Source organism: Clostridium sp. MF28 (genome assembly GCF_002969175.1).
GTDB classification, from domain to species: Bacteria; Bacillota; Clostridia; order Clostridiales; family Clostridiaceae; genus Clostridium; species Clostridium beijerinckii.
In genome coordinates, this window is record NZ_CP014331.1 from 353,816 (window position 1) to 378,673 (window position 24,858).

The following is a 24,858-nucleotide window of genomic DNA, read 5'->3' on the forward strand; positions in this document are numbered from 1 at the left end:
TAGAGGTTGTCCTAGATATTGCATCTCTAAAATTTGTTTATGAAATATACATAAATAGATAAAACCTTCTTCTTCGAACATTCCAGTAAAAATTTCATCAATCCATATGAAGAAATATGTATTGAATTTCTATCATTTGAGGCACAAATTAGGTCTTTGTGTTGATTTTCTGTATAACTAAAAAGTACTTTTTATAATATTAATAATATCCTCTTGTTTCATACCATCATTTAGTGAGATAGAATATGACATATTATTTACGCTCCAAACAGCAACCTTAATAAGATTGTCATCTCCTTTTACTTTTACATTGATTCCGTTTATACTTACAGTATTATTGATTTTATAGTTGTTATAATCACCACTTATATCATAAGTTCCTTGTCCCATTCTAAATATAATGTCATTTTGTTTGTTTACATAGCATATTTGAAATAAATCTCTTGATATAGTATTTATATATTTTATATTGTATTTACCTAATAATTCTTTTGGCACTGTAATCTTAAATTTTAATGCTTTTTGTGCTTCGTCTATAGTATCAAATCTCTCAATAGGACTTATTATATCATCTGCATCTTCAGGTTTATTTACTACAGTAGCAGCTGGTTTACCATCCCATTTTCCATTTTCATCTACTTTATATCCATCTGGGGTTACTGTACCTGCAGCCATTTCTCCATTATTTAATAAATAGTACCAATTGCCATTAGTTTGAACCCATCCTCTTTGCATTATGCCATTATTATTCATGAAATACCACTTATTATTTATTAATTTCCATCCTACTGCTAACTCCCCATTAGCTGAATAAATCCATTGTCCATCTTTATCTCTTACAAAAAAGCTTCCTACTGTTTTTTGATCACTGAATAGAAAATTATAAAAATTAATTGGAACATACACCATATTATCCTCTATTATAGGTTCTGCACCTAATTCATGCATCATAGTTAATCCTATTGCTTTGCTGCTTGAGTAATAATAACTATCTTGTCCCACATAAACATTTGTCTTAATTGTACCATTATCTAAGCTTATAACTTTATTATCCTTATCTGGCTCAACTTTAAACCCAAGACTCTCTGCCGTAAATTTTAGCGGAACCATAATTTTTCCCTTATATATTGAAACTCCGTTTCTTCCAATTTCAATATTTTTTCCGCATATTGCTACCTTGTTTATATCAACATCCTTAGGTGCATAGTTTGATATTGGAACAGTATCAGAAATAATATTCGCTGGATTAGATTTGTGCCTTGATATATCATCTGCTGCAAATGCTTGAGCTGACATCCCCACAATTGTTACTGCTGTTAATAAACCTATCATTAATTTTTTCATAATCTTATCTTCTCCTTCTAAGCTCGCACAATCTAATATTGTATTTATTTTTATGTGCTTGCATCTTAAATTTTCATTTTAGGCACTTGAAAGAAAATAACAAGTCCAAAATTGCCATGGTATATCATTCACCAAGAAAGCGGATATCACTCATAGTGGACCGGACATATTAGTGTTATCTGCCTGAAAAGCATGATTGAATATAGATTGGCAGATGGACTAGTTATTTTTTGATTGCCTTTATATTAGTAATACAATCCAACTTAGAGAAGTGTTGCAAAAAAATAAAAATTTTTATAAAAAATCTTAGAATCATAAAAAAACATGACTTATGTTTAAAATATAATACAAGAAATTCTCAGTTTACAAACATAAGAAAAGAAATTTATAAGTTTATCCTTATTAATATATCAACATCCTACATAACCTCTTTTCATTTTTATAACTACCTTTGATTAAATTCATATTTTCCTATTGTACTATATTTATCTTTTCTCCATCACTTAATAAATTCTGGCCTTCAGTAATGATATCTATGCCCTCTTGCACTTTGCCTGTTACTTCTGTAAATTTCTCATTTGAAATTCCTGTTTCAACTGATATCTTTTTAACCACGCCATTATCAACTGCATAAAGATAATTTACACCATTCTCCATTTTGATTGTTTCATTTGGAACCATCAGGATGTTGTCCTTATTTTCAGCTGGTAATGATATTTTAGCAAACATACCTGCCTGTATATTGTTATTAGTATTATCAATTTTAACCTTCACAACGTAGAAATTATTTTTAGAACTTGTATTTGGGCTGATATTGTCTATTACTCCAACTATTTTTGAATCCGGTAATGCATTTATAGTAACTGGTACAGATAGACCTACTTTAATTTTCTCAAGCATCTTATCAGGAACATTTATTTCTGCACTTAGACTATTATAATCGATAAGAGTAACTGATCCTGATTGCGCACTTGCAAGTTGTCCTACTTCTACAGCTTTTTCTGACACAACTCCAGCTATTGGTGCAGCAACGGTAGCGTTACTTATTTGATTTTGCACGGCACTCACTCCTGCTTGTGCTTGTTCAAGCTGTGCTTCAGCAGCTTTTGTAGCTTGAGGCCCTGACTTGCTCTTTAGTAGCTCTAAGCTATCTTGTGCATTTTTTAAGTCTATAGCTATTGCATCATATTGAGCTTTTGCGTCATCCAAATCCTTTTTAGCTACTGCTTGTGCTGAATACAAAGTTTGTGCTCTGTCATAACTGTCTTTTACACTATTATATTGGATTTGTAACTTTCCTACCAACTGTTCCGCTTGCAATAATTGCTGTGTAAACCCTGAGTCGCTTGTTCTTTCTAAGTTAGCACTAGCTGCACTCACTCCAGCCTCTGCCTGCTCAAGTTGTGCTGCATAATCTGTTGTATCTAATGTAAATAATGTTTGACCTACACTAACTTTATCTCCAACCTTTACATCTACAGTTGCAACTCTTCCTCCTGCTTTCGGCAAAACCACTACCTCTTTTGCTGGCTTTAGGTTACTTGCATATTCTACACTTGTAGAAATAGTTCCAGTTGTTATTTTTTCCGTTTTTACATTTTTAACCTCTTGTACTACTTCTATGGGTTTCTTTTTAGCAAAGATAGAAATAACTATGACTACAATAATTGCTAAAACTACTCCTCCTATTAAAAGTTTTTTATTTTTCTTTAACCCTTTAAACTTCATAGGTGCTACCTCCTTCTATGGTATGAATTTTCTTCTTTTTAAAAGATACTACCTTTTTTAAATCATCCATTAATGTATAAATAATTGGTAATACAATTGGTGAAAGTATTGTTGATGCAACCATTCCTCCAATGATTACTATAGCCATACTCTTTTTCATCTCAGTTCCTTCACCCATGGATAAAGCAACTGGTAACATAGAAACAATCATTGTAGCACTTGTCATGATTATCGGTCTTAATCTAGTAGCACCAGATTCTATAAGAGCATCTCTTAAATTCATTCCTCTCTTCATAAGGGTATTAGTATAATCTATAAGTAATGTACCATTTTTAGATGCTAATCCTTCTAACATAATTAATCCAATTATGGACATTAAATTTAAAGTCTGTCCAGTTAGAGCCAGTAAACCAAAAGCTCCTATAATAGCACAAGGTAGAGCCATCATTCTTATAAATGGAGTTAAAAAGGACTCATAAAGCACTACTAAAATCATATAAACAAGAGCTAAGGATGCACATAAAGCAAGTCCAAGAGAAGAAAAACTTTCCGCCATCTGTTTTTGATTTCCTCCAAAGCTTATACTATATCCATCAGGAACAGAAAGAGCCTTTAGTTTAGCATTAATATCATCGGTAACTTCTCCAAGAACCCTTCCTTGAATATTAGCTTCAACAGTAACCATATCCTGTTTATCTTCTCTAGATATGGAAGGGGCACTATCTATTTTTTGAATAGAAGCAACTTGACTAAGTGGAATTTGCTGCCCTAAGGAATTTGTAATTTTCAAAGACTTAAGATCTTCAGCACTCTTTATTTGTCCGTTTTCAAATTTAAGGGTTATATCATTTTCCTCATTCTTCGATCTGTATACTCCAACATTGGTTCCTGCAAGAGCCATTCTAACAACACTTCCTATATTTGTAGTAGAAATATTGTACTGAGTAGCCGCAAGGTTATCTATATTTACCCTAAGTTCACTGCTTCTTGAACTTGTAGAATTACTTATATCAGTGATTCCTGGTACTGTATTTAGTAACTTTTCAACTTCATTGGATAAATCTCTTATAGTATCTGAATCATTTCCTTTTATTTTAATTGATACAGGCTTACCACTACCACCAGACGAAGATGACTCTGCTACATTTAAATCTACTCCAGACATATTTTTACCAAATCTGCGAATCTCACTTGCAAGTTCACTTTGACTTTTTTTACGTTCATCCTTAGGAACTAGGTTAATGAAAATCTGAGCAATGGATTTATCTGCAGTTGCTTCTCCATCATGTCCAATAAGCGAAAAATAATTTTTTACTTCTTTTGTTCCTTGCAAATATTTTTCTAGTTCAGAGACCTTTTCATCCGTTTGTTTTAAAGTTGATCCCGGTGCAAGCTTCATGCTAATTTGAAGAGAACTCTGATCCGCCATAGGTATAAACTCTGACTTTATTGCCCCCATTGGAATAAGCATGACACTAAGCACAACTCCTGCAACAACTATAGCTAAAACTTTTTTCCTATTATCTAAAGACCATATTAAAGCTTTTCTATAGGTTTCTACTAGTTTCTCAAAAGAGCCTTCTGTTTTAGAATTTATTCTACTGAATTTAGAACTTATTATTTTGATAAATTTAAAATTTATCTTACTTAAAAATTTAGATTTTTCTTTTTTTACTAACACCTCTTTAAGGCTTTCATTTTTTAATAGCCTTGAAGAAAGCATTGGTGTAATTGTAAAAGATACAATTAGAGAAAACATTGTAGCTGCAACTATTGTAAGTCCAAATTCTCTAAACATCTGCCCAACTAAACCTGACACAAGTGAAACAGGGGCAAATACAACAACATCGCATAAAGTTATAGCTATTGCTGCCATTCCTACTTCCTTACGTCCTTCAATGGCTGCAGCTATAGGATTTTTCCCCATATCCATATGCCTCTGTATATTTTCTATAACAACTATAGAATCATCCACCAGAGTACCTACAACAAGAGATAAACCCATCAAAGACAGCATGTTTAAGGTAAAGTGCATCTGATACATCATAAAAAACGTAGCAACCAGCGATGTTGGAATTGCAATTAAAACTACTAGTGAAGAACGGAAACTACGGAAGAATAAATAAAGTACAAATGCAGTAGTTATGATACCTTCTGCAAGATTATGTTTTATTTGAGTAAGTGAAGAATTAATAAACGTAGTAGTATCCATTAAAATATTTACTTCCGTTCCTTTTGGAAGTGTCCTTTTTACATCTTCTAAATCCTTTTTTACAGAATCAGCAACTTCTACTACGTTTGAATCACTTTGCTTTCCTAGTATCATTGCTATAGTCTTATTACCACCAAATCTTGTTACTACGGTAGGATCTGGAACTTCTAAGTCAACTTTTGCAATATCACCAAGGCGAATTGTCACTCCATTACCTGTTGGTATTAATAGATCTCTAACTGCATCAACGCTACTAAACTGCCCAATAATTCTAACAGATTGATCTAAGCCTTCTTGTTTAATCTCTCCAGCTGGTACATTAACGTTGGACGCTTGCAGTGTGCCCATTAAAGTATCAATGTTTACTCCATAATATTCCATAGTCGCTTTATCAATTTTTATCATCAATTGCTTCTTATCAGCACCTAGCAATGAAATATTCCCCACCCCAGGTACTTTTTCTAATCTTTGCTTTAAGATATCAGATTGATTATAAAGTTCCTCATAACTGGCATCCCCATTTATTGAAACTATCATCATAGGTATGGAACTCATATCCATTTTATATAAAATAGGCTTATCTGCGGCTTTAGGAAGTCTTGCAGAGGCAAGTTCAACTGCCTTTTGGACATCTAAATATGCGGTATTTATATTTGCACTCATTTTAAAGGTTATTGTAACAGTACCATAGCCTTCTCCAGAAGTTGAATTTAAAACATCAACACCGCTTATTCCAGAAACTGCATCTTCAATTGGTTTTACAATATCTTTCTTAATATCTTCTGCGCTAGCACCATTATAAGTTGTCATTATTGATATAACAGGAATATTCATAGATGGCATTAAATCTGCCCCCATGCTTTTATAACCCATGATTCCAAGTCCAATAAATAAGATTACTGCCATCCACATGGCTGCTGGTCTTTTTACTGATATTTCAGTTATACTCATTTCTCTCCTCCTAACTCTATGTTCATAAAGTGAAACTTTTCATGTGGAGTTTTCTTGGTGCCCCTTTATGGTAAACTCCATCTGAATTTAGTTGAACTTATCCAGGAGCATGCAGCCGTTATCTCACACTTAAGCAGATAAGTGAAAGTACAAATTTACAATTTTGTCACTTGAACTTAGTTAACTCATTCATGAGTTAACCTCATCAAAAATTGATTTAGTGTGAATCACTTCCTAATCTGACGCAAGGAAGAGGATCTTCATATATTGGAGAGTATTACGGATGCTAGCTATAAGATAATTTTTACTCATTATCTCGCTTATTCTCAGTATATCATTTTCTACTAAACTAAGGAATATTTCCCATATATTTAACATGAGAACAGTTATGTTCTAAATAATACTGATTCTTACATGTATTCTGCATGTACCCAAATAAGAATAGCTTTCTTCTTAAATATAAACATTTAATGTTGTATTTCATATTCCAATATTTTTAATAATTTTCATACTTAATATAAATTATGTACATTTTACTGCTAAAAAAAGAGAGCTTACTACACATAAACTCTCATAAATTTATTATATCCTCTGTATCTCCATTTTTAACCTAATATTTCTTTTCCAAGAAGATCTGCTGCCAAAAGTGCATCATATGATCTCTAGATAAGTTCAACTAAGATTCAGCTTGGTATTCCCCTTCACCCGAATCTAGTTTCACTCGATAAAAATTAATAGCATAAACATACTAATCGTTTTCTGATACAACCGTTGTTCCAGAAATATAATCATGAATAGCCCTATGTGATAGCGTACTTAAAACCAAGATTCCGGACACAACCGTTAAAATTCTGCCTGCTATTCCAAGATAGTATTCAAAATAAAAACCGGTCACAAGAGTAAGTAGCTGAATTAAATAACTTGTTATAACAATTGCAGCTCCCTCTATCACCATGATCCCTACAATTTGTCTTATTAAAAGGGTTTTTAAATCTACTTCTGAATAATCCGTTTTTACGATTTTAATCTTAACCAAATGCTTTCCAATTGTCTGACCATGGTACTTTTTATAAGGTATATATACATAATAAATTAGAGCTGCAATAAAACATATGCCACCTATAAATGATAAGATAAGAATGTAAGGAAATGATCATTTAAGAATGTACAAATTAGTTTTTATAAATTATAATTACCCAATATTTATTGGGGGTAATTATGATTATACAAACAAACATTTATTCAGAAATTAAAATAAATAAGGTAGAAGATCTTCATAAATTAAAGCCACTTATGGAGGTAAACAATTTGAAAGTAAATAAAAGCCAAATAGCTAGAGAACTTGGAGTTGATCCTCGAACCGTAGGCAAATATATAAATGGATATGTCAAACCTACCACTAGAAAATGCAAATCTAAAATAGAAGCTTTTGAGCCTATTATAAAAGAGCTTCTTAGCAAAGATTCAATTCAAGTATTTTATTATAAACGTATTTTATGGCAATATCTAAAAGATAATCATGGACTAGATTGCGCACAATCTTCGTTTAGAAGATACATTTCTAATCACTCAGAATTTAATGAGTACTTTAATAATAGGAAAAAAGGACATATATCAAATGCTTCGCCTATGCGATATGAAACGGAGAAAGGGCAACAAGCACAATTGGATTGGAAAGAAAATATAGAATTTGTTTTGACTACAGGTGAAATTATTAATATAAATATTTTTGTGGTAATCCTTTCATACTCAAGGTTTAGAGTATATAAATTATCGATTGATAAAACGCAAGATATACTACTATCTTTTTTAGATGAGTCATTCGAAACTTTTGGAGGTGTGCCAAAAGAATTACTAACAGATAACATGAAAACAGTTATGGATAACCCTCGAACTACTTATTCTAAGGGAAAAGTAAACAATAAATTTCAACAATTTGCAGATGACTATGGATTTAAGGTCCGTCCCTGCATAGCAGGAAGACCGAATACAAAAGCAAAAGTTGAGGCTCCTATGAAACTATTAGACGAAATAAGGGCCTATAATGGAACCTTAGATTATGAAGGTCTGCATAAGCTTGTTTCGGATTTAAACAATAGAATTAATGGTACATGCCATACATCAACTGGTAAAATACCCATATTGCATTTAGAAAAAGAAAAAGATTTCTTATCAGAACTGCCTAAAGTACAGATAAGAAATCACCACAAAATAATCACCACAAATGTTAAAGTAAATCGCCAAAGTATGATTTCATATAAATCAAACCAATATTCTGTACCACCAGAATATATAGGTAAAAAACTAAAACTTCAAGTTTATGATGATCAACTACATGTGTATTATAGCACAAAGTTAGTTACTATTCATAGAATAAAAAATCAGAAGTTAAATTATCATGCTGATCATTATGCTGAAATCAGTGGTTTAACATTTAATAAAAATTCATATGAAATGATAGAAGTAGCCAGAAATAATTTGAAAATGATAGGAGAAATATATCAAAATGAATAGTACATATACACAACTCATAAATAATTTAGAATATTTGAAGATGAAGCAAATGATTACTCATTTGGACGAAGTTATTGATTTTACAACAAAAAACAATCTATCTTTTGTTGATGCTTTAATTAAGCTTACAGCTCACGAGATCGACTGTAAAGAAGCCAATATGATTAAATCAATGGTTAAGGTTGGGGCTTTTCCACATCAAAAGGAAATTAAAGATTTTGACTTTAATTTTCAACCTGGAATTAATAAAGATCAAATATTGGATTTTTTAACACTGCGTTTTTTAGAATCACAAGAAAATATTGTATTTTTAGGTTCTAGCGGAGTTGGGAAAACACATCTTGCGACATCTATAGGAATCGCGGCTGCGAAGCGCCGGTACAGTACATATTTCATTAAGTGTAATGATTTGCTGCAGCAGCTAAAACGAGCAAATTTAGAGAATAGGTTAGATGCTAGACTTAAGCATTTTAGTAAGTATAAACTTCTTATTATTGATGAATTGGGGTATTTACCTATAGATAAAGAAGATTCGAAACTGTTTTTCCAATTAATTGATATGAGGTATGAGAAAAAAAGCACTATCTTAACTACCAACATAAATTTTAACTCTTGGGATGATATTTTTTATGATCCTGTTATAGCTAGTGCTATCTTAGATAGAATTTTACATCACGCCCATGTTGTTACAATCAATGGAAAATCATATAGACTAAAAGATCATTTTAAACAAGAAGAAGATTAAAAAACCACATTCTTAAATGATCAAAAAGTTACATTTCTAGCTTGACATTTATAGCCACCAGCTAAATATGCCCATCCGTTTGAATATCCCAGACTCGCAAACACATAGAGATTGCTAAACATATCTCCTTTCTTTGTCACCGCACTATAAATTAAAACTGCAGGGAATCCTGTAATAATTCCTCCCAGACACCAATCTATGATGTAAGCCAGTAGCCGTTTTGATATGCTCACATTCGACGGCTTCTTATCTATCCATGATGTCACTTTTTCCCATGATTTATGCATAAAATATTCCTCCTATTTTGAATACAAATAATCCATGGCTTTTTTAAATCGCTTTACCCCCTCTTCAACCTTTGAGCGACTACATCCTAAATTCATCCTCAAATATTTTGCACCATTCTTCCCATAGGTTTCGCCCTTCATAATAGCAACTCCACCCACATTTACTAGCGCATCCTGAATCTGTTCAGATGTGAATGGAACTCCCCTTCCGTCTATCCATGCCAAATAAGTGGCATCTGGCTTTTTAAATTTGAAGTCTGGCAGCGCACTCTTAATAAAGTCCTCCACCAGCTTCATATTACCACGAATATAGTCATTTAACTCATCGATATAATCATCGCATTGCATATACCCTACCATTGTGGCATACATTCCAAATATACTTGCAGAATTCAAAAAATCTCTCTTCCTAGTATGATATAAAAAATCATTTTTCACCGTCTCATTTGGTATCATCACATATGAACCAATCAAACCAGGGGTATTAAATATTTTACTGGAAGAAGATGCTGTATATAACTCATCATAATCATGGGTATAGGATAAAAGTGGTATTTGTTTCTTTTCCCCAACCTGTATATCCATATGTATCTCATCCGAAATTATCTTTGTATTATATTTTTTACACAATGATACCATGCGTTTCATATCATCTTGTGACCATATCATACCTGTAGGATTATGTGGAGAGCATAAAAGGAATATTCTGCAGTCCTGAACCTGTTTCTCAAATAGATCAAAATCAATTTCAAATGAACCATCTTTATGAATTAAATCATTTGATACCAATATGCGATCATTATCCTCTATAACTGTAAAAAATGAATCATACATAGGATTAAATGTCAAAATCTTATCTTTTGGGCAACTTAACAGCCTGATTAGTAATGATACTGAATACATAACGCTTGTACTATATAAAATCCAATCTTCTTCAATGCATGTATTAAATCTTCTCTTATAATGCTCTGTAATAGAAGATTTGAAATCATGATGATTCCACCTGGTATATCCATATATCTGATGGCTGGCAACTTGAAGAATTTTTTCAGTAATTGGTTTTGGAATAATAAAATCGGTATCTGAAATTGAAAATGGTATTAAATCTTTCTTATGAAAGCGATCTTCAATATAATCCCATTGTGTAGAATAAGTTCCCAAGCGATTATGAACCTCATCAAAATTATATTTCATTTATTTCACCTCCAAAATTATATAATCCTTTGTAGTTTTATTTAGTGGAACACCTCTGCCATCAATGATAACCACATCATCTTCAATACGAACGCCCCCGATATTCGGTACATAGATTCCAGGCTCACAGGACATCATCATATGTTCCTTTAAAATGGTCTTACTTGTAGAATTCAAAATTGGCAATTCACAGCCATCACCGATTCCAAGTCCGTGACCCAGGCCATGATTGAAATACTGCCCATATCCATTTTTCGTAGTAACATCCCTGGCAGCCTTATCCACATCACTTGCAATAACTCCCGCATTAATAGCGTTCAATCCTACCAGCTGTGCTTTCAAAACTATATCGTAAATTTCTTTAATCTTAGATTCAGGCTCTCCTAGAAAGCACATGCGCGTCATATCTGACTGATAATTTTTATATTGGATTCCAAAATCAATCATAATGGGTTCATGAGCCTTGACTCTGCGACCCGTTGGCCTGCCATGTGGAAAAGCAGTTCTCTCCCCAGTTGCTACAATTGTATCAAAAGACATTTGCTGCGCTCCTTGTGCAATTGAATAATATTGGACTAAAGCGCTTATTTCATACTCTGTCATTCCTACATGAATATTTGCGAGCACTTTTTTATAAATATCGTCTGTTATATCAACTGCCTCTTGCATGATATCTATTTCTTCCTGCTGTTTAACAATACGTAAATTGTCTATTTCTTCATCTAGCAGAATAATCGGAACACCAATCTTTTCAACATCTCTGTATTCTTTAACTAACATCTGAGAAGCTTCAACCCCTAAATTGTGGCAATCTTCTTTCTTCAATATATCTTGAGCTGCCGATAGGTAATTACATCCCATTCCATGAGATGAGTGAAGAATGATTTCAAGATCATGTTCTTTTTCTTTAGCCTCAGTCAAATATCTCCCATCTAATATAAGGAACCCTTTATTTTTAGTGATTAAGACATTGCATCCGCTGCCTGTCATAGTCGATAACCATTTTTTCATAGTTTTGCTTTTAATAAGCAGAGCGTCAATATTATTATCATTCATGAACTCGTGTATTTTTTCTATCCTTTTAGCCATATTATCACCATCCTTAAAAACTAGGAGCTGTCACATTAAGAAATTTAACTATAATATGTTGTCTTAAGATTTAAAAATCTAATCCAATATATCGTGATTTTAGGCACATGAAAATAAATAACAAGTCTAAAGTTGCTGTGAATATTTTTCATCAGACAAGGATATAAATTGGTCTCATAGCAGGCCTATTAGGGCAATTTGACGACGCAGTATGATGGAAAATAGGCTAGCAAATTGACTTGTTATTTTTTTGATTGTGCCTTATTCTTTGTGCTACAGCTCCTTCTTTTTAAAAGTCCAAGTCAAGATCCTTTAAGATTTCTTCATCCTCTTTAGACATGTTATTCTTATCATTTTCCTTTTGTTGATAACGTTTTTCGTATATCTTAAAAAATGGATACCATACAACAAGTGATAGGACTAATTGAATTCCATTTGCAACAATGGACATTGGATCCATATTAGTAAGATATCCCTCTAAGAAAACACCCACATAAGGAGGTGTAAAGAATGAACAGCTTAACATTCCAAATTTCATCATCCAACCAGGGATAGTTCCTATAATTCCACCGCAAATAACGTATGGAATAAAAAATATAGGATTTAATACAATTGGAGCACCAAATAGTATTGGTTCGTTTATTCCAAATAACGCAGGAATTAATGCAACACGTCCTATCTGCTTTAAGGCCTTTGATTTAGATAATAAGCACCAGAATACTAGACCAAATGTTATACCTGTTCCTGTAAAGTTACCAAATGCAGACTCTGGACCTGGGGCGAAGAAATGAGTCATGGCTAATCCAGCTTTATAGTTAGCTATATTTTCTGCTAGGAACTGAGTAGAAATTGGAGTTGTTATTGGACTCAATACAGAAGGATGAATTCCAAAGAAAAATAATAAACATTGCAACATCTTTAAGAATGTATAAGACAACGGATTGTCCATAGACCCTACTAATGGTGCAAATATGCTTGTAAAAATCAATGGCGGCATAATATTAAACACATTAACACACACAATACGTATAATTAAGAAGAAACCAATAATAATAATTGATATTGGAATCATTTCAAAAGATCTTGAAACAAAATCTGGTACTGAATCAGGCATTTTAATTGTGAATTTCTTCTTTTTACACCAGCGATATAATTCCACTGCAATAATTGCTGCAAACATTGCTGCAAACAGACCTTTTGGTCCTAAATATTTAGTTATAATTCCGCCATCTTTTGTATAATCAACAGTCATCATAAGGAAAGAAATAACCGCCATACTGATACACCCTGGTACATCCAGCTTGTAGGAATTGGCAAGATGATAGGCCATAAAAGCTGTAGCGTATAAGGCCATCAATGCCATACCTACGTTGTAAGGAATATAAATAATATCAAGATTAGCTAATATCCATTGAGATATTGGATTATTCTCACCAATCATATTAGGGATGGCTTCTGGAATCAAACAAAAACTACCAATAATTAACAAAGGCATTAAAGCTACCATGGCTTTTTTAATGGCACTTAAATGAATTTCTTTATCCATCTTGTTAGCAAGTGGCGCTAAGTACTTGCTCATAAAAGCTTCAAATTTATCAAACATTTTTAAAGCCTCCTTACTTTATTTTTTTCATATCAGCTTTTTTACGTTCTATAAGAACTTTTTTTAATACTGTTGCTCCATCCATTTTGCCATAAGTCTCCTTATCAACAACGACATAAGGAATCTCATGTGGATCAATAATTGATTTAATATAATCAAGCTTATGTGCAATTTGTGGTCCTACAACAACCGCATCACAACCTTCTACTTCACTTTCAAGAATATCTACAGGGATTGCAATGAATTTAAAATCCTCCTCTTTAAGTTTTTCACTTTTTTTAATAGTATTTTTCATACTGTCCATAAGCATAGTCGTTGAAAAGCCTCCTGCGCAACATAATACAATCTTCATTTTACTTTTCCTCCCTTTCTTCAAATATATTTATTAACGCCTCAATTAGATCTCTAGCTAATTGAGCTGTCATGTAATGGTCTTGTGCATGTACCATTAATAACCCAACTTCAGGTTTATTTTCGCTATTTGACAATTCAGCAGTTATAATCTTTGTTTGAATTTGATGAGCAGCCAAATCTGCCTCTCTGGCTTCATTTAATAATTTACGAGCCTCATCATACTCTTTCGTCTTTACCTTTTTTAATGCTTCAAAAGATTTCACCTTACTTTCACCAGCGGAAGAAATCATCTCCATAATAATGCTTTGTTCTACTTCAGTCATTTTCATATCCTCCTAAAAAATCTATAAATTTTTCGTAATCTTTACGTTTTAAACGATAACATATCTCATATACAAGTTTAATTAAATTTTCCAAATCATCACTATGGACAAAAGAATATGCACCATGGCAATATCGTAGTGATATTCCTAAGACCAATGATAGTTTTCCTCCTCGATCTAAATGTGCATTTCCAGCATCAGTTCCTCCCCCGCTAAACATATCGCATTGATATGGAATTCCTTTTTCATCCGCCATATTCATGATATACCTTAGAAGCTTTATATTAGGAGCCATTGTCTTATCATAATGCACAATCATTGGTCCCTTACCAATAAGACGATGATTTGTATTATTTTTTGTTAATTCAGGATTATTTGCTACATCTAAAGCAAAAACTATGTCTGGATTGATTATATAAGCTGAAGTTTTCCCTCCCCTAGTTCCGACTTCCTCGCTGCTTGTCCCAACGAAATAAATATCATTTTCCAAGTCATCTTTCATACTCTTCATGGCCTCGGCAATAACATAGCAGCCCGCCCTGTCATCCATTGCTTTTCCCATATAAACATTTTCATTTGATAATTGTCTTGCTTCACTTGCGAAGCAAACCATATTGCCTATTTCTACTCCCAATGATTTAACCTCATCAAAAGTGTCACATCCAATGTCAACGTACATATCTTTTATATTTCCTTCACTATCTTTTGTAACATTTAACAGTCCCTCTATTTTTTTACCAGTAAAGGTTGTTAATCTAACTAACTGCATTTCTTTGCTTTTATCCTGCACCCCGCCGACAGCTATAAGATAAATAAACCCGATATCAGAAATACTGCGAACCATAAAGCCCACTTCATCCATATGGGCGCAGAACATAATTTTCAGTGGATTCTCACCTTTCCCTTTTTTATGAAATATAATGCTTCCAATATTATCACAAAAAACCTCATCACTATATTTTGCAAGTTCCTTGTATAAAATCTCTCTGACTTCATTTTCATTTGAAGCTATACTGTCCGCATCACTTAGTGCTTTCAATAAAATATCATTCATAATTAACACCTCCCATCTCTTTCATCACTGCCATAAGCTCTTCAAAAGATTTAACACGAATAACTCTTTCTAAGTATTTTGGCTCCCGCATAAGCTGATATAACTTTTTAGTAATGTCTTTATAGACCTCTACCTGTTCCTTTTTTAAACAAATCATAAAAATAATCCTTACTTCTTTTTCCAGCCATATAAAGGGCTTTTTTAATATACTGACTGATATTACATTTCTTAAGGCATCTGTTTCAATAGGATGAGGTATGCATACGCCATTTAAATAAATGGTACTTATGAATGCCTCCCTTTCCATAACTAAGTCTGCATATCCTTCCTTGCCATATCCTTTCTTTTCAAGATCTTCTGCCATCTTTCTAATGAGATTTTCATAGTTATCTTCTTCTGTTATATTGAAAAATTCCTTTGAGAAATATGAATAGTATATTGGATTTTCATTAATCAATGTATATGGATCATAATCATCGCACTCGAGAATCTGCCTAATTCTATATAGATCTTTGTCATCCAAAAGCTCTTTTATATAAATGATAGGTATGTGGGCATCATAAGATATTGGTATAACTGTAAAAATAATATCGGGTTTATAGCTGATCATCTCATCCTGCTGCAAAAAAGAGAAAGTTTTGACTTCTGCCTTTGGGAATACGGATTCAAGCTGCATTTTAATCATATATGCGCTTCCACCGCCAGAAGAGCATACTACACAGATTTTATTGTAAGATTGAAGCTTTAGCTGTTTCTCCTTTACCATATGTGCTGCAAAATGCATAGCTACAAAACCTATTTCATCAAAGGTAAATTCTACATTATACTTTTCATGGAGAATATCACAAAATTGTATTGCTATATTAAATATCATGGGATATGTGATACTTAGCTCATTTGCCAGAGCATTTTTATATGAAATTTTATTGTGAAGCCTATCTACTAATAGAGACATATGCGAAAGTAAAAGCCGTTTCAAGTCCTGATCTTCAAAAAAATGAGTATCATAAGTTTCATCTGTTTTTTTTAAAAAAACTTCTATATCATCAATCAAATTGTCAGTGAAGGAAACATAGGTATCTTTCCTATGGATATTTTTCTGCATAACTTCTATCAATTCTTCAACGCTATCCTTATCAAAGCATACCTTATATTTCTTTTCCATTGTATGAATTAATGATTCAACAATTTTTTCAATAGGATTAGATTCATGAAATTCATAATCTTGGACAGGTTGTTTATTTCCTTTTAGTGAAATATATATCATGGACTTTAGATAAACTATCATATTTAATAGCTCATTATAATTAATATTTAATTTTTCTTTGTTCATCTGTCTTATCAATTGGGACTCAACATGTGAAAAGTCCATTACAACACCGTCAACTGCCATTCTAACAAATACGTTTTTAGTTTGATATTCCTGGCATAAGTATTTTTTAAGATTTCTATCTGAAGAAACTATTCTTATTCCATGATGGCTCTTTTTTTCCAAAGCCAGATGATAACCTTTAGCTAGTTCCTCTACCTCTTTAACATCATGCTTGATCAGTGTTTTAGAAACTTGAAAAGTGTCTGCAACTTTATCCATTGAAATGTATTCATTTTGGACTGATAAAAATGCCAGTATTTGAGATGGTCTTTCTTTTATCTTAAAAACAATGTTTTCATCTAAAGTTTTAAGAAATTTCTCGAATAATTCATCGTCTTTAACCTCTAATAAATACCCCACTCCCCTTTTTGTATGTATTTCAAATCCTTTGCTTGTCGAAATTCTCATGAGATATGAAATGTCACTTTGAATTGTTCTTTTAGATACTTTGTATTTATGAATAAAATATTCAATTGAACAGTAATCTTCATTGTCTATGAAGTCACTCATTATCTGACTAAATCTCATCTGAACTCCACTCTCCTATTTCTTATATTATTATTATATAAAAATAATCTGCTAGATAAAAGGAGACCTTTTGCGTATAAAAATGCAATAATTTTCCTAATATGTAGCTAACCCACAATACAATACTTCTCTAAATATCAATCATTATTCAAAAATACTGCCCTCTCCACTATTTTATCTCTAAGGGACATTTTATGAAAATCAAAAGTAATTTCATTTATCCTTTTATTCTTTGCAGTTAAAAAATTATCCATATAATCAAACAAGTATTATTCCACAAAACATTGTTCTCTCATTAAAATACTTTTCTCAATACTCAATTAAGTGGTATATTATAATGGAACTCGGGCATATTCAAGTAAATAACAAGTCAATGACACTATGGGATGTTCTTATATCAGAAAAGTTCCGTATTGTATCATAGCTACTCTTTTTATATGTGTCTATTTTCTTCTATATGCCCTAATTAATAAACATAAGAGGTAATTTACATGAAAACAATAGTACCCCATTATTATAAAGATTTTAAATGCATCGCTTCAAAATGTACTGATACTTGTTGTGCTGGGTGGGAAATTATAATTGATGATGAAACATATAAGAATTATAACAATGTAAGTGGTGAATTTGGTGAAAGATTAAGATCAAATTTAATATTATATGAAGATGGAGAGCCTGGTTTTGTATTACAAAATAATAACTGCCCGTTTTTAAATAAAAATAACCTTTGTGATATCTATACTGAACTTGGAGAAAAAAGCTTATGTTATACATGCAAGACATACCCAAGGTTAATAGAGGAATATAGTAATTTACGTGAGATGGGGGTATCTTTGTCCTGCCCTGAGGCTGCAAGATTAATTCTTCAAGGTCCTAAGCCAATTACTTTTGAAGTTTCAGACGATTATGAAGAGGAAAACCCATATGATGATATAAATTTTGATATTTCCATGCAGCTAATATCAGCTAGGAAAATGGCCTTAGATATTCTACAAGACCGATCTATAGATTTAAATCATAGGATTGCATTAGTAATTAATTTTGCTCATGATATTCAAGAAGAAATAAATAAAAATGAACTATCAAAAATTAAAAATATAGTAAATAGATATTCTAGCGGATCTTATAAGAAAGAGCTTCTTAATAAGTTTGATAAGTATAAAGCAAAACAATCTTATAAGTATAAAAATATGCTTAAATGTATGAATGTGTATAAAAATCTCAATCCTATTAATGATAACTGGCCACAAATACTAGATCATGCTATTGACTGTTTTTATAAAATAGACAATGTTACTTTTTATAAAAAACAATATGATGCTTTTAATGAATATTATAAAACTAGAACCTATGAATATGAACACTTAATGGTATATTTTATATTCCAATATTTTATGAAAGCTATTTTTGATGAAGAATTATGCTCTAAAGTTACACTAGCTGTCATGAGTTATCTCATTATTAAAGAGTTAAATGTAGTACGCTGGATTGATAATAATTATAACTTTGATATAAATGATCAAATAGACATAATGCATATGTATTCTAAGGAAGTTGAAAATTCAGAAAAAACCCTTTATGACCTTGAGGAAATGTTTAATACGAGCAGAATATTTGATTTAGAACGATTACTTATTTTAATAATGAATTAGAAATAATGAGAGTATACGGAATACTTATATTTCACAGTAACGCCTAGTATTGGTGCTATACTCTCATTTTTGACTATTAATAATTGTTCATCAAAATTTTAAAACCTTGTACAGTATTATTAGTTATAGAATAATCTCTACAGAGTCTTTTTGGTAAATACACTATGAAATTAGTATATTTTTAGCTTTGCATCCTGTTTTCAAAATCAATATTCAAAATTTATATGTAGATACATTAGACATTTGAATATTTACAATTAAAGGTATATAATTAAAAAAATATAAAATTAACTATTTGTATATAAATATAAGGAGATGTATTTCTAGTGAATAAAGATGATGACCCTAGACATTGGAAACTTGGAGTTTTCTACTATAATCCAGATAATCCATCTGAATCTGTTGATAAGAGAAATGGTATAGGAAGCACTATTAATTTTGGAAGTAAAATTGGTAGACGTATAATGGCATCTATTTTGTCTATTCCAGTTATAATAATATTATTAGTATTTGCTGCTTTTAGATTTTTTTAATAATACAAAATTTTAAAGTTTGAATCAGAATATACTTGTAAAATGACACGTTTAAGAAGTAATAAATATTGGTTTTAGGCGATAAAATAAAAATGTTTAAAATATAAAGGATTAAAAATATTAAGCGAAGTTAATTAAACCTGCCTTAGTATTTTTAATCCTTTATTTATAAGCTATAATGCTTCATATAAATTTTATAATACTACCTAAAAACCCTTATTTTTAAGATCTGATACAATTTCCACATATTTTTCTATTACATCAAAGTCTTTATAGTCATCTCTTCTTAGATCTATAATATCTCCATGAGAGATTCCACGCCTTCGTTTATTTCTCAATACCCCTTTAAATTCTCCCCATTTAGCAGATTCAATAGATACCAGACCATCATTTTCACCTTCTGTTAACTTTACTAAAATATATGGTATTACAACAACATAATCACTAAATATATTTCTAACTACAGATGTGTAACTTTGATAATACACCCCATCTACGTCTTTTACCTCTTCATTGAATTTTTTACTATGATACGTTGAAAACTGTCTGCTTGCAGTATAAAAGTCAGGATTCTTATCACCTATAAATCTATAACGCTTATCAAAAAATCTTGCAATGGATTTATAAATTCTATCAGGAATTTTGCAAGCAAGATCAACAAACTTACATCCTCTGTGTGGAGATGATATCATAGTTAATGATGCAACGTAATCTCCCATTTTTAATTTGCTAATCATATAACGTGAATCTAGTCCACCTTTTGAGTGTGCAATAATATTTACCTTTTCACATCCTGTTTCTTTCAATATACCTAATATTTTATTTTTTATATCTTCTGCATTATACTCAACTGTTCCCCAAGCTTCCTGATTTCCATAATAAACTGTGGCTCCATTACGAATTAACTCTTTAGGTATCCTGCCCCAGTAATTAATATATTTTAAATCTCTAAAACCTACACCATGAACTAATACAAGAGGATATTTTGTTTTACATACTTCTGAATCAACACGCGCTTCATGATTAATTACTTTATAACACTCATGATCATATTCTATTGCTGCAATGTGACAAGCATATAACATCACAAAAATATTTACGATTGGAATAAGACTCCAAAAGCCTACTATAAGTCTTTTTACAATATTTAATCTTCTTGAAGTACATAAAATTCTTAGCATTCCATTGATAATTAAAATAATAATGTTTAACATAACAATAATACTATCAATTACTAATATATGTTCTGGAATTGCTAATCTTTGCATTATTGTATTTCCTATTAAATATATAATAATTTGAACAAATGCTGTATATAATCCATATAAAACAAGACATCTTCCGCCTAACATTATTCTTAATCTAAAGTTTACTATTTGCTTTTTATTATTTGGAATTATGTTTATTTTTATAAAAATATATAGAATAAAAATAATTATCTCCGTTAAAATAGTCCATCTGTATATAGCATTATCTTGTCCAAATTTGCTATGTTGGATTAAAAAATATCCTAACGCAACAATATGTGGCGCAAATATAAAATATATATACATTAAAATCTTATGTAGCAAATTAAATTTTTTCGTGATATCCAAGAATATGGCGCTAAGCGTTATTAGTGTTAATGCAAAAATCACTATAATTTCGGTCATATTTTCTCCTTTCTTTAATTATAATTCTTATTAAACATTTCAATTTTACCATATTATGTGATAAAACCCTATAATTTTAAGAAGGATATGTATATGAAATGATTACAAAAGCATTTTTAATGATATTATTTTAGTTATAAGAATCAGTTTAATATTTATGATAATATTGAAATAGATTTGAATTCTATTGATATTTGAGGTAACATATTTAAAGCTAAGATTCTCTAAATTTAAGAAAACCTTAGCTTAATTTATTATTACTTATTCTCACCGTCTAGGATTATATTTAATATAAATTTTTTATATATTAATACAAAATAGAGTAACCATTCTACATTTAACGTTTCTACTATTTAAGGAACAGGAATGTATGTAGCTTTATCTCTCGGAGCTGAAAACAACTGTTCAACTGTATTTATCCATTTTTTAAAGTGTTCGGTTTCCATATGTTTGTTCACATCGTCTTCTGATTTATAGCCTTCGTAAAGTAAAAACCTAGTTGAATCATCTTTGCATTGAAAAAAATCAAAGCATATAATTCCTTTTTCTTTCAATGAATTATTTTTATTTTCCTTAGTTGCTTTAATAAACTCTTCTATGTGACCTTGTTTTACATAAATTGTTACACTTTTTACTATCATAATTAATCCCCCTTTATATGCAAAATAAAATTTTAATAAACTAATTATAGCATATTAGGTAAGTATTTCATTATTGACTACAGATAGATGTATATTATATACAGCATTTTCTAACTTTATAAACTGCTTATTCACTGAATATTTTTTTATAATATAGGCACACAAATCTCGCAATAATGGTTACTTATCATTTGCATGGTATAACGTTCAATAATCTTTCTTTTATCATCAATTTTATAATTTCTTTTTGATAACTCCGAAAATATTTCAAGCCATGCTTTTTGTATAGCATCTACTGTATGATTTATTTTAAACACACAATATTTTCCACCAATAGTTTTTCCAATGTTAATATTCTTACTTTCAAAATCAAATTCATCAGAAACAACTAGACATGCATCATAGCGGCAATCTGCAGGTTCTGTAATCTCAGGATTATCTTGAGTTATTCCTAGGATTATTGACCTTTCATTAAATAAGCTATTTTCTTCAGCCCAGCTTTTCAATTTTTCCATTACTTGCACATTTTCTAAACCATAAGGACCTACTTTCCTTATATAAGCAATTTCATATTCTGGTATCATTTCAATATTAATGTCCATACTTTACCTTCTTTATTAATAATGTACACCGGTGCCTGAATTCATAATATAATGCTTTAAAATGTATTTCAACTTATTTTTTATTTTACTGAACAGAAATATATAAATAACAATGTGCATTTCCATCTTTTGCGTATTCACTAGGAACAGTGATTTCATAATCCTCCGAAAATGCCCTCTTTATATCTCCTAATTTTTGCTCACTCCATACCTTTTCCCATGCTTTTTTTGCACACACATCTATTTTCCCATCCTCATCTCTTTCATCATATTTTTTATATAGGCCTGTTCTCACTTTCATTTCCATTTTCTCAAAAAAATCAGGTGTTACATTCATTATTGTAAGGTCATAATCCCCTCTTTCATCACTAGAATAGTTGCTATATTTTGAAATTGGAGAAGCATCTTTTTGAAGTATATGTTCACTATCAAAAAGAAGAGGTAATTTACCACTTACAATATCCCCCCATAGTTCATCAATCATTTTTATTCCCTCATCAGAATTATTTGTTCTTATTGTTATATCTTTCAATTTATATGCCATAGTATTTCTCCTTTATTGTATAAATAATTATTGATTTTACCTCTTGTACAAATTTAAGTTTATTATTTAGTTACCGTATATCTTAATACTGTTTTTAATTTATCTCTTTCAACTTTTCTAGCGTCTGATAAATATATTTCTCTATGAACTAAGCTTCTAATCTTCAAATTATTTTCGTTAATATAGTCTTTCATCTTACTAAAAGTTTCTGGTTCAGCATCATAAGAACCTATGTGTAGCATTTGAACTGATAATCCATCTTCTATTTCATCAAAATAAACTTCTTCTAATAATTTATCTGGCTTCTTCTTATTAACAATTTCAAAGGCTTTCTCTGTTACTTCTTCGTTTACAAAATATGGTTGTTTTATCATTATTGTATATATCAGTTCATCTTTATTAAATACATCACCACTCTTGCCACCTTCAGTCATATCCCATAATCCTTCTAACGGATAAACAGTATATTCAAAATATCCATTAGGTATAAAACCACTTTTAGGCATCATTCTTACTGCATAAGCAAGAGAGTATAATACAGCAATTCTATTAGAAAAATCCCCATTATTCGGATTCCCTTTTCCCTTAATACAGAAATATTTTGCTTTAGGAATTTTAACTAAAGCTGGTTTTTCTCTTGGCAGATAGATCTCTTTTTCCTCTTTTCTCCATTCATATTTCAAAATCAACACCTCCATAATCATTATAAATTGCTAAATATGACAACATGCTGTCATATTATAAATAAATCTTAATACTAACACCATATAAGTTCATTAATACTTATATTAGGATTTCTATATCTTCTTCTTTTCTTAGTTTTCGTTTTCCATTGAATTGCTTCTTTTGGACAGTATTGAATACAAGCTGCACACTGCTCGCAATTATGTTTCCATACTGGCTTATTAATATTAAATTGTATGTTATTAACAGGGCAAATTTTTTCACATAATCTGCAGCCATTACAATTATCATTAACCCAAAAATCTTTATCTCTTAGATGTAGGTTTTTCACTATCTTGTCAGTAGTTTTGATAAAAATCCTATCAATTAATGTATCAAATATCAATGGGCTAACTTCACATTTGTAGTTTTCGTGTTTTGTAACTATATTAGCTATATGTTTTACTTTATATTTTTCTTTTTGGAAAATTTTGTTTTTCAATAGAAATTGATCCAAAGGCAAAAATATTATTAGCATTGCAAAAAATGCCACAAAACTCATTATGAATAATGTGGCATATCGATTTATGCATATTGGGGTTTAATTAACCTAATATTATAATATAGGAATATCATCTTAACCACCAAATATTCTTGTAATTTACATCAAAAAGTTAAATACTAAATTTCTAAACTCTTTTCTATTACTAAACATGGCTGGATAATTTACATTTTAAATTGTAAAAAAGTTTTATTTAAAACAATGTTTCTTTAAAAGAATATTTAATTGAAACATTGAACATTCATTTATTTTTAATAAGGTTTCATTTAAAGAAGTTTTAATGTTAGAAATATTAACGCTATCCATACTAATAAAATCGGTATGGCAAAATACCACCTTTTAGGTTTTCCGCTAATCCATAAGTTTTCTGCTTCAATTTTACATTTGCTAAGTACTTCTTCTGGTATAAATTTTATTGTTATTGCAATAAGTATTGGAAGTAAAATTATATCATCTAGCAAACCTATAACTGGTATAAAATCAGGTATAAGATCAATTGGTGATAACGCATATATAATTGTAATCATAGCAAAAACTTTTGCAATTACTGGTGTTTCCTTCTTTCTTAATGATATATATACGGCAGGTATATCTGATTTTAATTTTCTCGCTCTGTCTTTTAGTCCCAAATTTAAATCTCCTTTAATAAGATTGTTTTTACAATTCTTTTTGACTTTATATTATGTATGCTGCAATATCCTTAAATTTATG

At 30.7% G+C, this 24,858-nt stretch carries 23 protein-coding genes; 4 read left to right on the top strand and 19 right to left on the bottom strand.

Annotation, left to right across the window (positions count from 1 at the left end):
* Nucleotides 1-177 precede the first annotated feature (177 nt).
* The 4 genes from AXY43_RS01460 to AXY43_RS01475 all read right to left on the bottom strand — a co-directional run bounded on the left by AXY43_RS01460 (nt 178) and on the right by AXY43_RS01475 (nt 7,376).
* Nucleotides 178-1,344: a stalk domain-containing protein gene (locus AXY43_RS01460; RefSeq protein ID WP_105410829.1), complete on the bottom strand. Its 1,167-nt coding sequence runs from the start codon at nt 1,342-1,344 to the stop codon at nt 178-180.
* Nucleotides 1,345-1,815: 471 nt separating this feature from the next.
* On the bottom strand, nt 1,816-3,072 hold the full coding sequence (locus tag AXY43_RS01465; protein ID WP_105410830.1) for an efflux RND transporter periplasmic adaptor subunit: 1,257 nt from the start codon (nt 3,070-3,072) through the stop codon (nt 1,816-1,818).
* Nucleotides 3,062-6,235 carry an efflux RND transporter permease subunit gene (locus tag AXY43_RS01470; protein WP_105410831.1) on the bottom strand — a complete coding sequence of 1,058 codons (3,174 nt, stop codon included), beginning with the start codon at nt 6,233-6,235 and terminating at the stop codon, nt 3,062-3,064. The genes AXY43_RS01465 and AXY43_RS01470 overlap by 11 nt, the downstream gene beginning before the upstream one ends.
* A 748-nt stretch (nt 6,236-6,983) precedes the next feature.
* The gene (locus AXY43_RS01475) at nt 6,984-7,376 is read right to left on the bottom strand and encodes an RDD family protein (protein WP_105410832.1); all 393 of its coding nucleotides are present in this window, start codon (nt 7,374-7,376) and stop codon (nt 6,984-6,986) included.
* 77 nt (nt 7,377-7,453) lie between these two features.
* On the opposite strand from AXY43_RS01475, the gene istA reads away from it, so the two are divergent.
* Both istA and istB read left to right on the top strand, forming a co-directional pair.
* Nucleotides 7,454-8,749: an IS21 family transposase gene (gene istA, locus AXY43_RS01480; protein ID WP_077857071.1), complete on the top strand. Its 1,296-nt coding sequence runs from the start codon at nt 7,454-7,456 to the stop codon at nt 8,747-8,749.
* On the top strand, nt 8,742-9,494 hold the full coding sequence (gene istB, locus AXY43_RS01485; RefSeq protein WP_078114545.1) for an IS21-like element helper ATPase IstB: 753 nt from the start codon (nt 8,742-8,744) through the stop codon (nt 9,492-9,494). Before istA ends, istB begins: the two co-directional genes overlap by 8 nt.
* A 20-nt stretch (nt 9,495-9,514) precedes the next feature.
* Here the strand turns inward: istB and AXY43_RS01490 are convergent, their stop codons facing one another.
* The 8 genes from AXY43_RS01490 to AXY43_RS01525 all read right to left on the bottom strand — a co-directional run bounded on the left by AXY43_RS01490 (nt 9,515) and on the right by AXY43_RS01525 (nt 17,298).
* Nucleotides 9,515-9,781, bottom strand: a complete 267-nt coding sequence (locus AXY43_RS01490) for a hypothetical protein (RefSeq protein WP_243099148.1) — start codon at nt 9,779-9,781, stop codon at nt 9,515-9,517.
* Nucleotides 9,782-9,793: 12 nt separating this feature from the next.
* A complete protein-coding gene (locus AXY43_RS01495) occupies nt 9,794-10,975 on the bottom strand; it encodes a MalY/PatB family protein (protein ID WP_105410833.1) in 1,182 nt (393 codons plus the stop codon).
* Nucleotides 10,976-12,064: a M24 family metallopeptidase gene (locus tag AXY43_RS01500; RefSeq protein ID WP_023976391.1), complete on the bottom strand. Its 1,089-nt coding sequence runs from the start codon at nt 12,062-12,064 to the stop codon at nt 10,976-10,978.
* 289 nt (nt 12,065-12,353) lie between these two features.
* The gene (locus AXY43_RS01505; RefSeq protein WP_105410834.1) at nt 12,354-13,667 is read right to left on the bottom strand and encodes a PTS sugar transporter subunit IIC; all 1,314 of its coding nucleotides are present in this window, start codon (nt 13,665-13,667) and stop codon (nt 12,354-12,356) included.
* 13 nt (nt 13,668-13,680) lie between these two features.
* On the bottom strand, nt 13,681-14,019 hold the full coding sequence (locus tag AXY43_RS01510; RefSeq protein ID WP_039768523.1) for a PTS sugar transporter subunit IIB: 339 nt from the start codon (nt 14,017-14,019) through the stop codon (nt 13,681-13,683).
* Between the two features lies 1 nt (nt 14,020).
* Nucleotides 14,021-14,344: a PTS lactose/cellobiose transporter subunit IIA gene (locus AXY43_RS01515; RefSeq protein ID WP_105410835.1), complete on the bottom strand. Its 324-nt coding sequence runs from the start codon at nt 14,342-14,344 to the stop codon at nt 14,021-14,023.
* Complete coding sequence (gene ypdE / locus AXY43_RS01520) at nt 14,337-15,398, bottom strand: aminopeptidase (protein ID WP_105410836.1); 1,062 nt, start codon at nt 15,396-15,398, stop codon at nt 14,337-14,339. The genes AXY43_RS01515 and ypdE overlap by 8 nt, the downstream gene beginning before the upstream one ends.
* Nucleotides 15,391-17,298: a BglG family transcription antiterminator gene (locus AXY43_RS01525; protein ID WP_105410837.1), complete on the bottom strand. Its 1,908-nt coding sequence runs from the start codon at nt 17,296-17,298 to the stop codon at nt 15,391-15,393. Before AXY43_RS01525 ends, ypdE begins: the two co-directional genes overlap by 8 nt.
* 491 nt (nt 17,299-17,789) lie before the next feature.
* Between AXY43_RS01525 and fliB the strand changes: the two genes are divergently transcribed.
* Nucleotides 17,790-18,950, top strand: coding sequence for a flagellin lysine-N-methylase (gene fliB / locus AXY43_RS01530; protein WP_077869853.1), 1,161 nt, complete (start codon nt 17,790-17,792; stop codon nt 18,948-18,950).
* 326 nt (nt 18,951-19,276) lie between these two features.
* Entirely contained in the window at nt 19,277-19,483 is a 207-nt protein-coding gene (locus AXY43_RS01535; protein ID WP_039768535.1) for a DUF5808 domain-containing protein, read from the top strand.
* 206 nt (nt 19,484-19,689) lie between these two features.
* Here the strand turns inward: AXY43_RS01535 and AXY43_RS01540 are convergent, their stop codons facing one another.
* The 7 genes from AXY43_RS01540 to AXY43_RS01570 all read right to left on the bottom strand — a co-directional run bounded on the left by AXY43_RS01540 (nt 19,690) and on the right by AXY43_RS01570 (nt 24,776).
* Entirely contained in the window at nt 19,690-21,135 is a 1,446-nt protein-coding gene (locus AXY43_RS01540) for a lipase family alpha/beta hydrolase (RefSeq protein ID WP_105410838.1), read from the bottom strand.
* Nucleotides 21,136-21,488: 353 nt separating this feature from the next.
* Nucleotides 21,489-21,776: a putative quinol monooxygenase gene (locus tag AXY43_RS01545; RefSeq protein WP_077869852.1), complete on the bottom strand. Its 288-nt coding sequence runs from the start codon at nt 21,774-21,776 to the stop codon at nt 21,489-21,491.
* A gap of 146 nt (nt 21,777-21,922) precedes the next feature.
* On the bottom strand, nt 21,923-22,378 hold the full coding sequence (locus AXY43_RS01550) for an AraC family transcriptional regulator (RefSeq protein WP_023976401.1): 456 nt from the start codon (nt 22,376-22,378) through the stop codon (nt 21,923-21,925).
* Nucleotides 22,379-22,463: 85 nt separating this feature from the next.
* Nucleotides 22,464-22,922: a hypothetical protein gene (locus AXY43_RS01555; protein WP_023976402.1), complete on the bottom strand. Its 459-nt coding sequence runs from the start codon at nt 22,920-22,922 to the stop codon at nt 22,464-22,466.
* A gap of 62 nt (nt 22,923-22,984) precedes the next feature.
* On the bottom strand, nt 22,985-23,605 hold the full coding sequence (locus tag AXY43_RS01560) for a GyrI-like domain-containing protein (protein WP_023976403.1): 621 nt from the start codon (nt 23,603-23,605) through the stop codon (nt 22,985-22,987).
* A 74-nt stretch (nt 23,606-23,679) separates the two neighbouring features.
* Nucleotides 23,680-24,087 (bottom strand): EFR1 family ferrodoxin, encoded by a 408-nt coding sequence (locus AXY43_RS01565; RefSeq protein WP_241394818.1) that lies wholly within the window; start codon nt 24,085-24,087, stop codon nt 23,680-23,682.
* A 326-nt stretch (nt 24,088-24,413) separates the two neighbouring features.
* Nucleotides 24,414-24,776: a YkvA family protein gene (locus AXY43_RS01570; RefSeq protein WP_105410839.1), complete on the bottom strand. Its 363-nt coding sequence runs from the start codon at nt 24,774-24,776 to the stop codon at nt 24,414-24,416.
* Between the last annotated feature and the right edge of the window lie 82 nt (nt 24,777-24,858).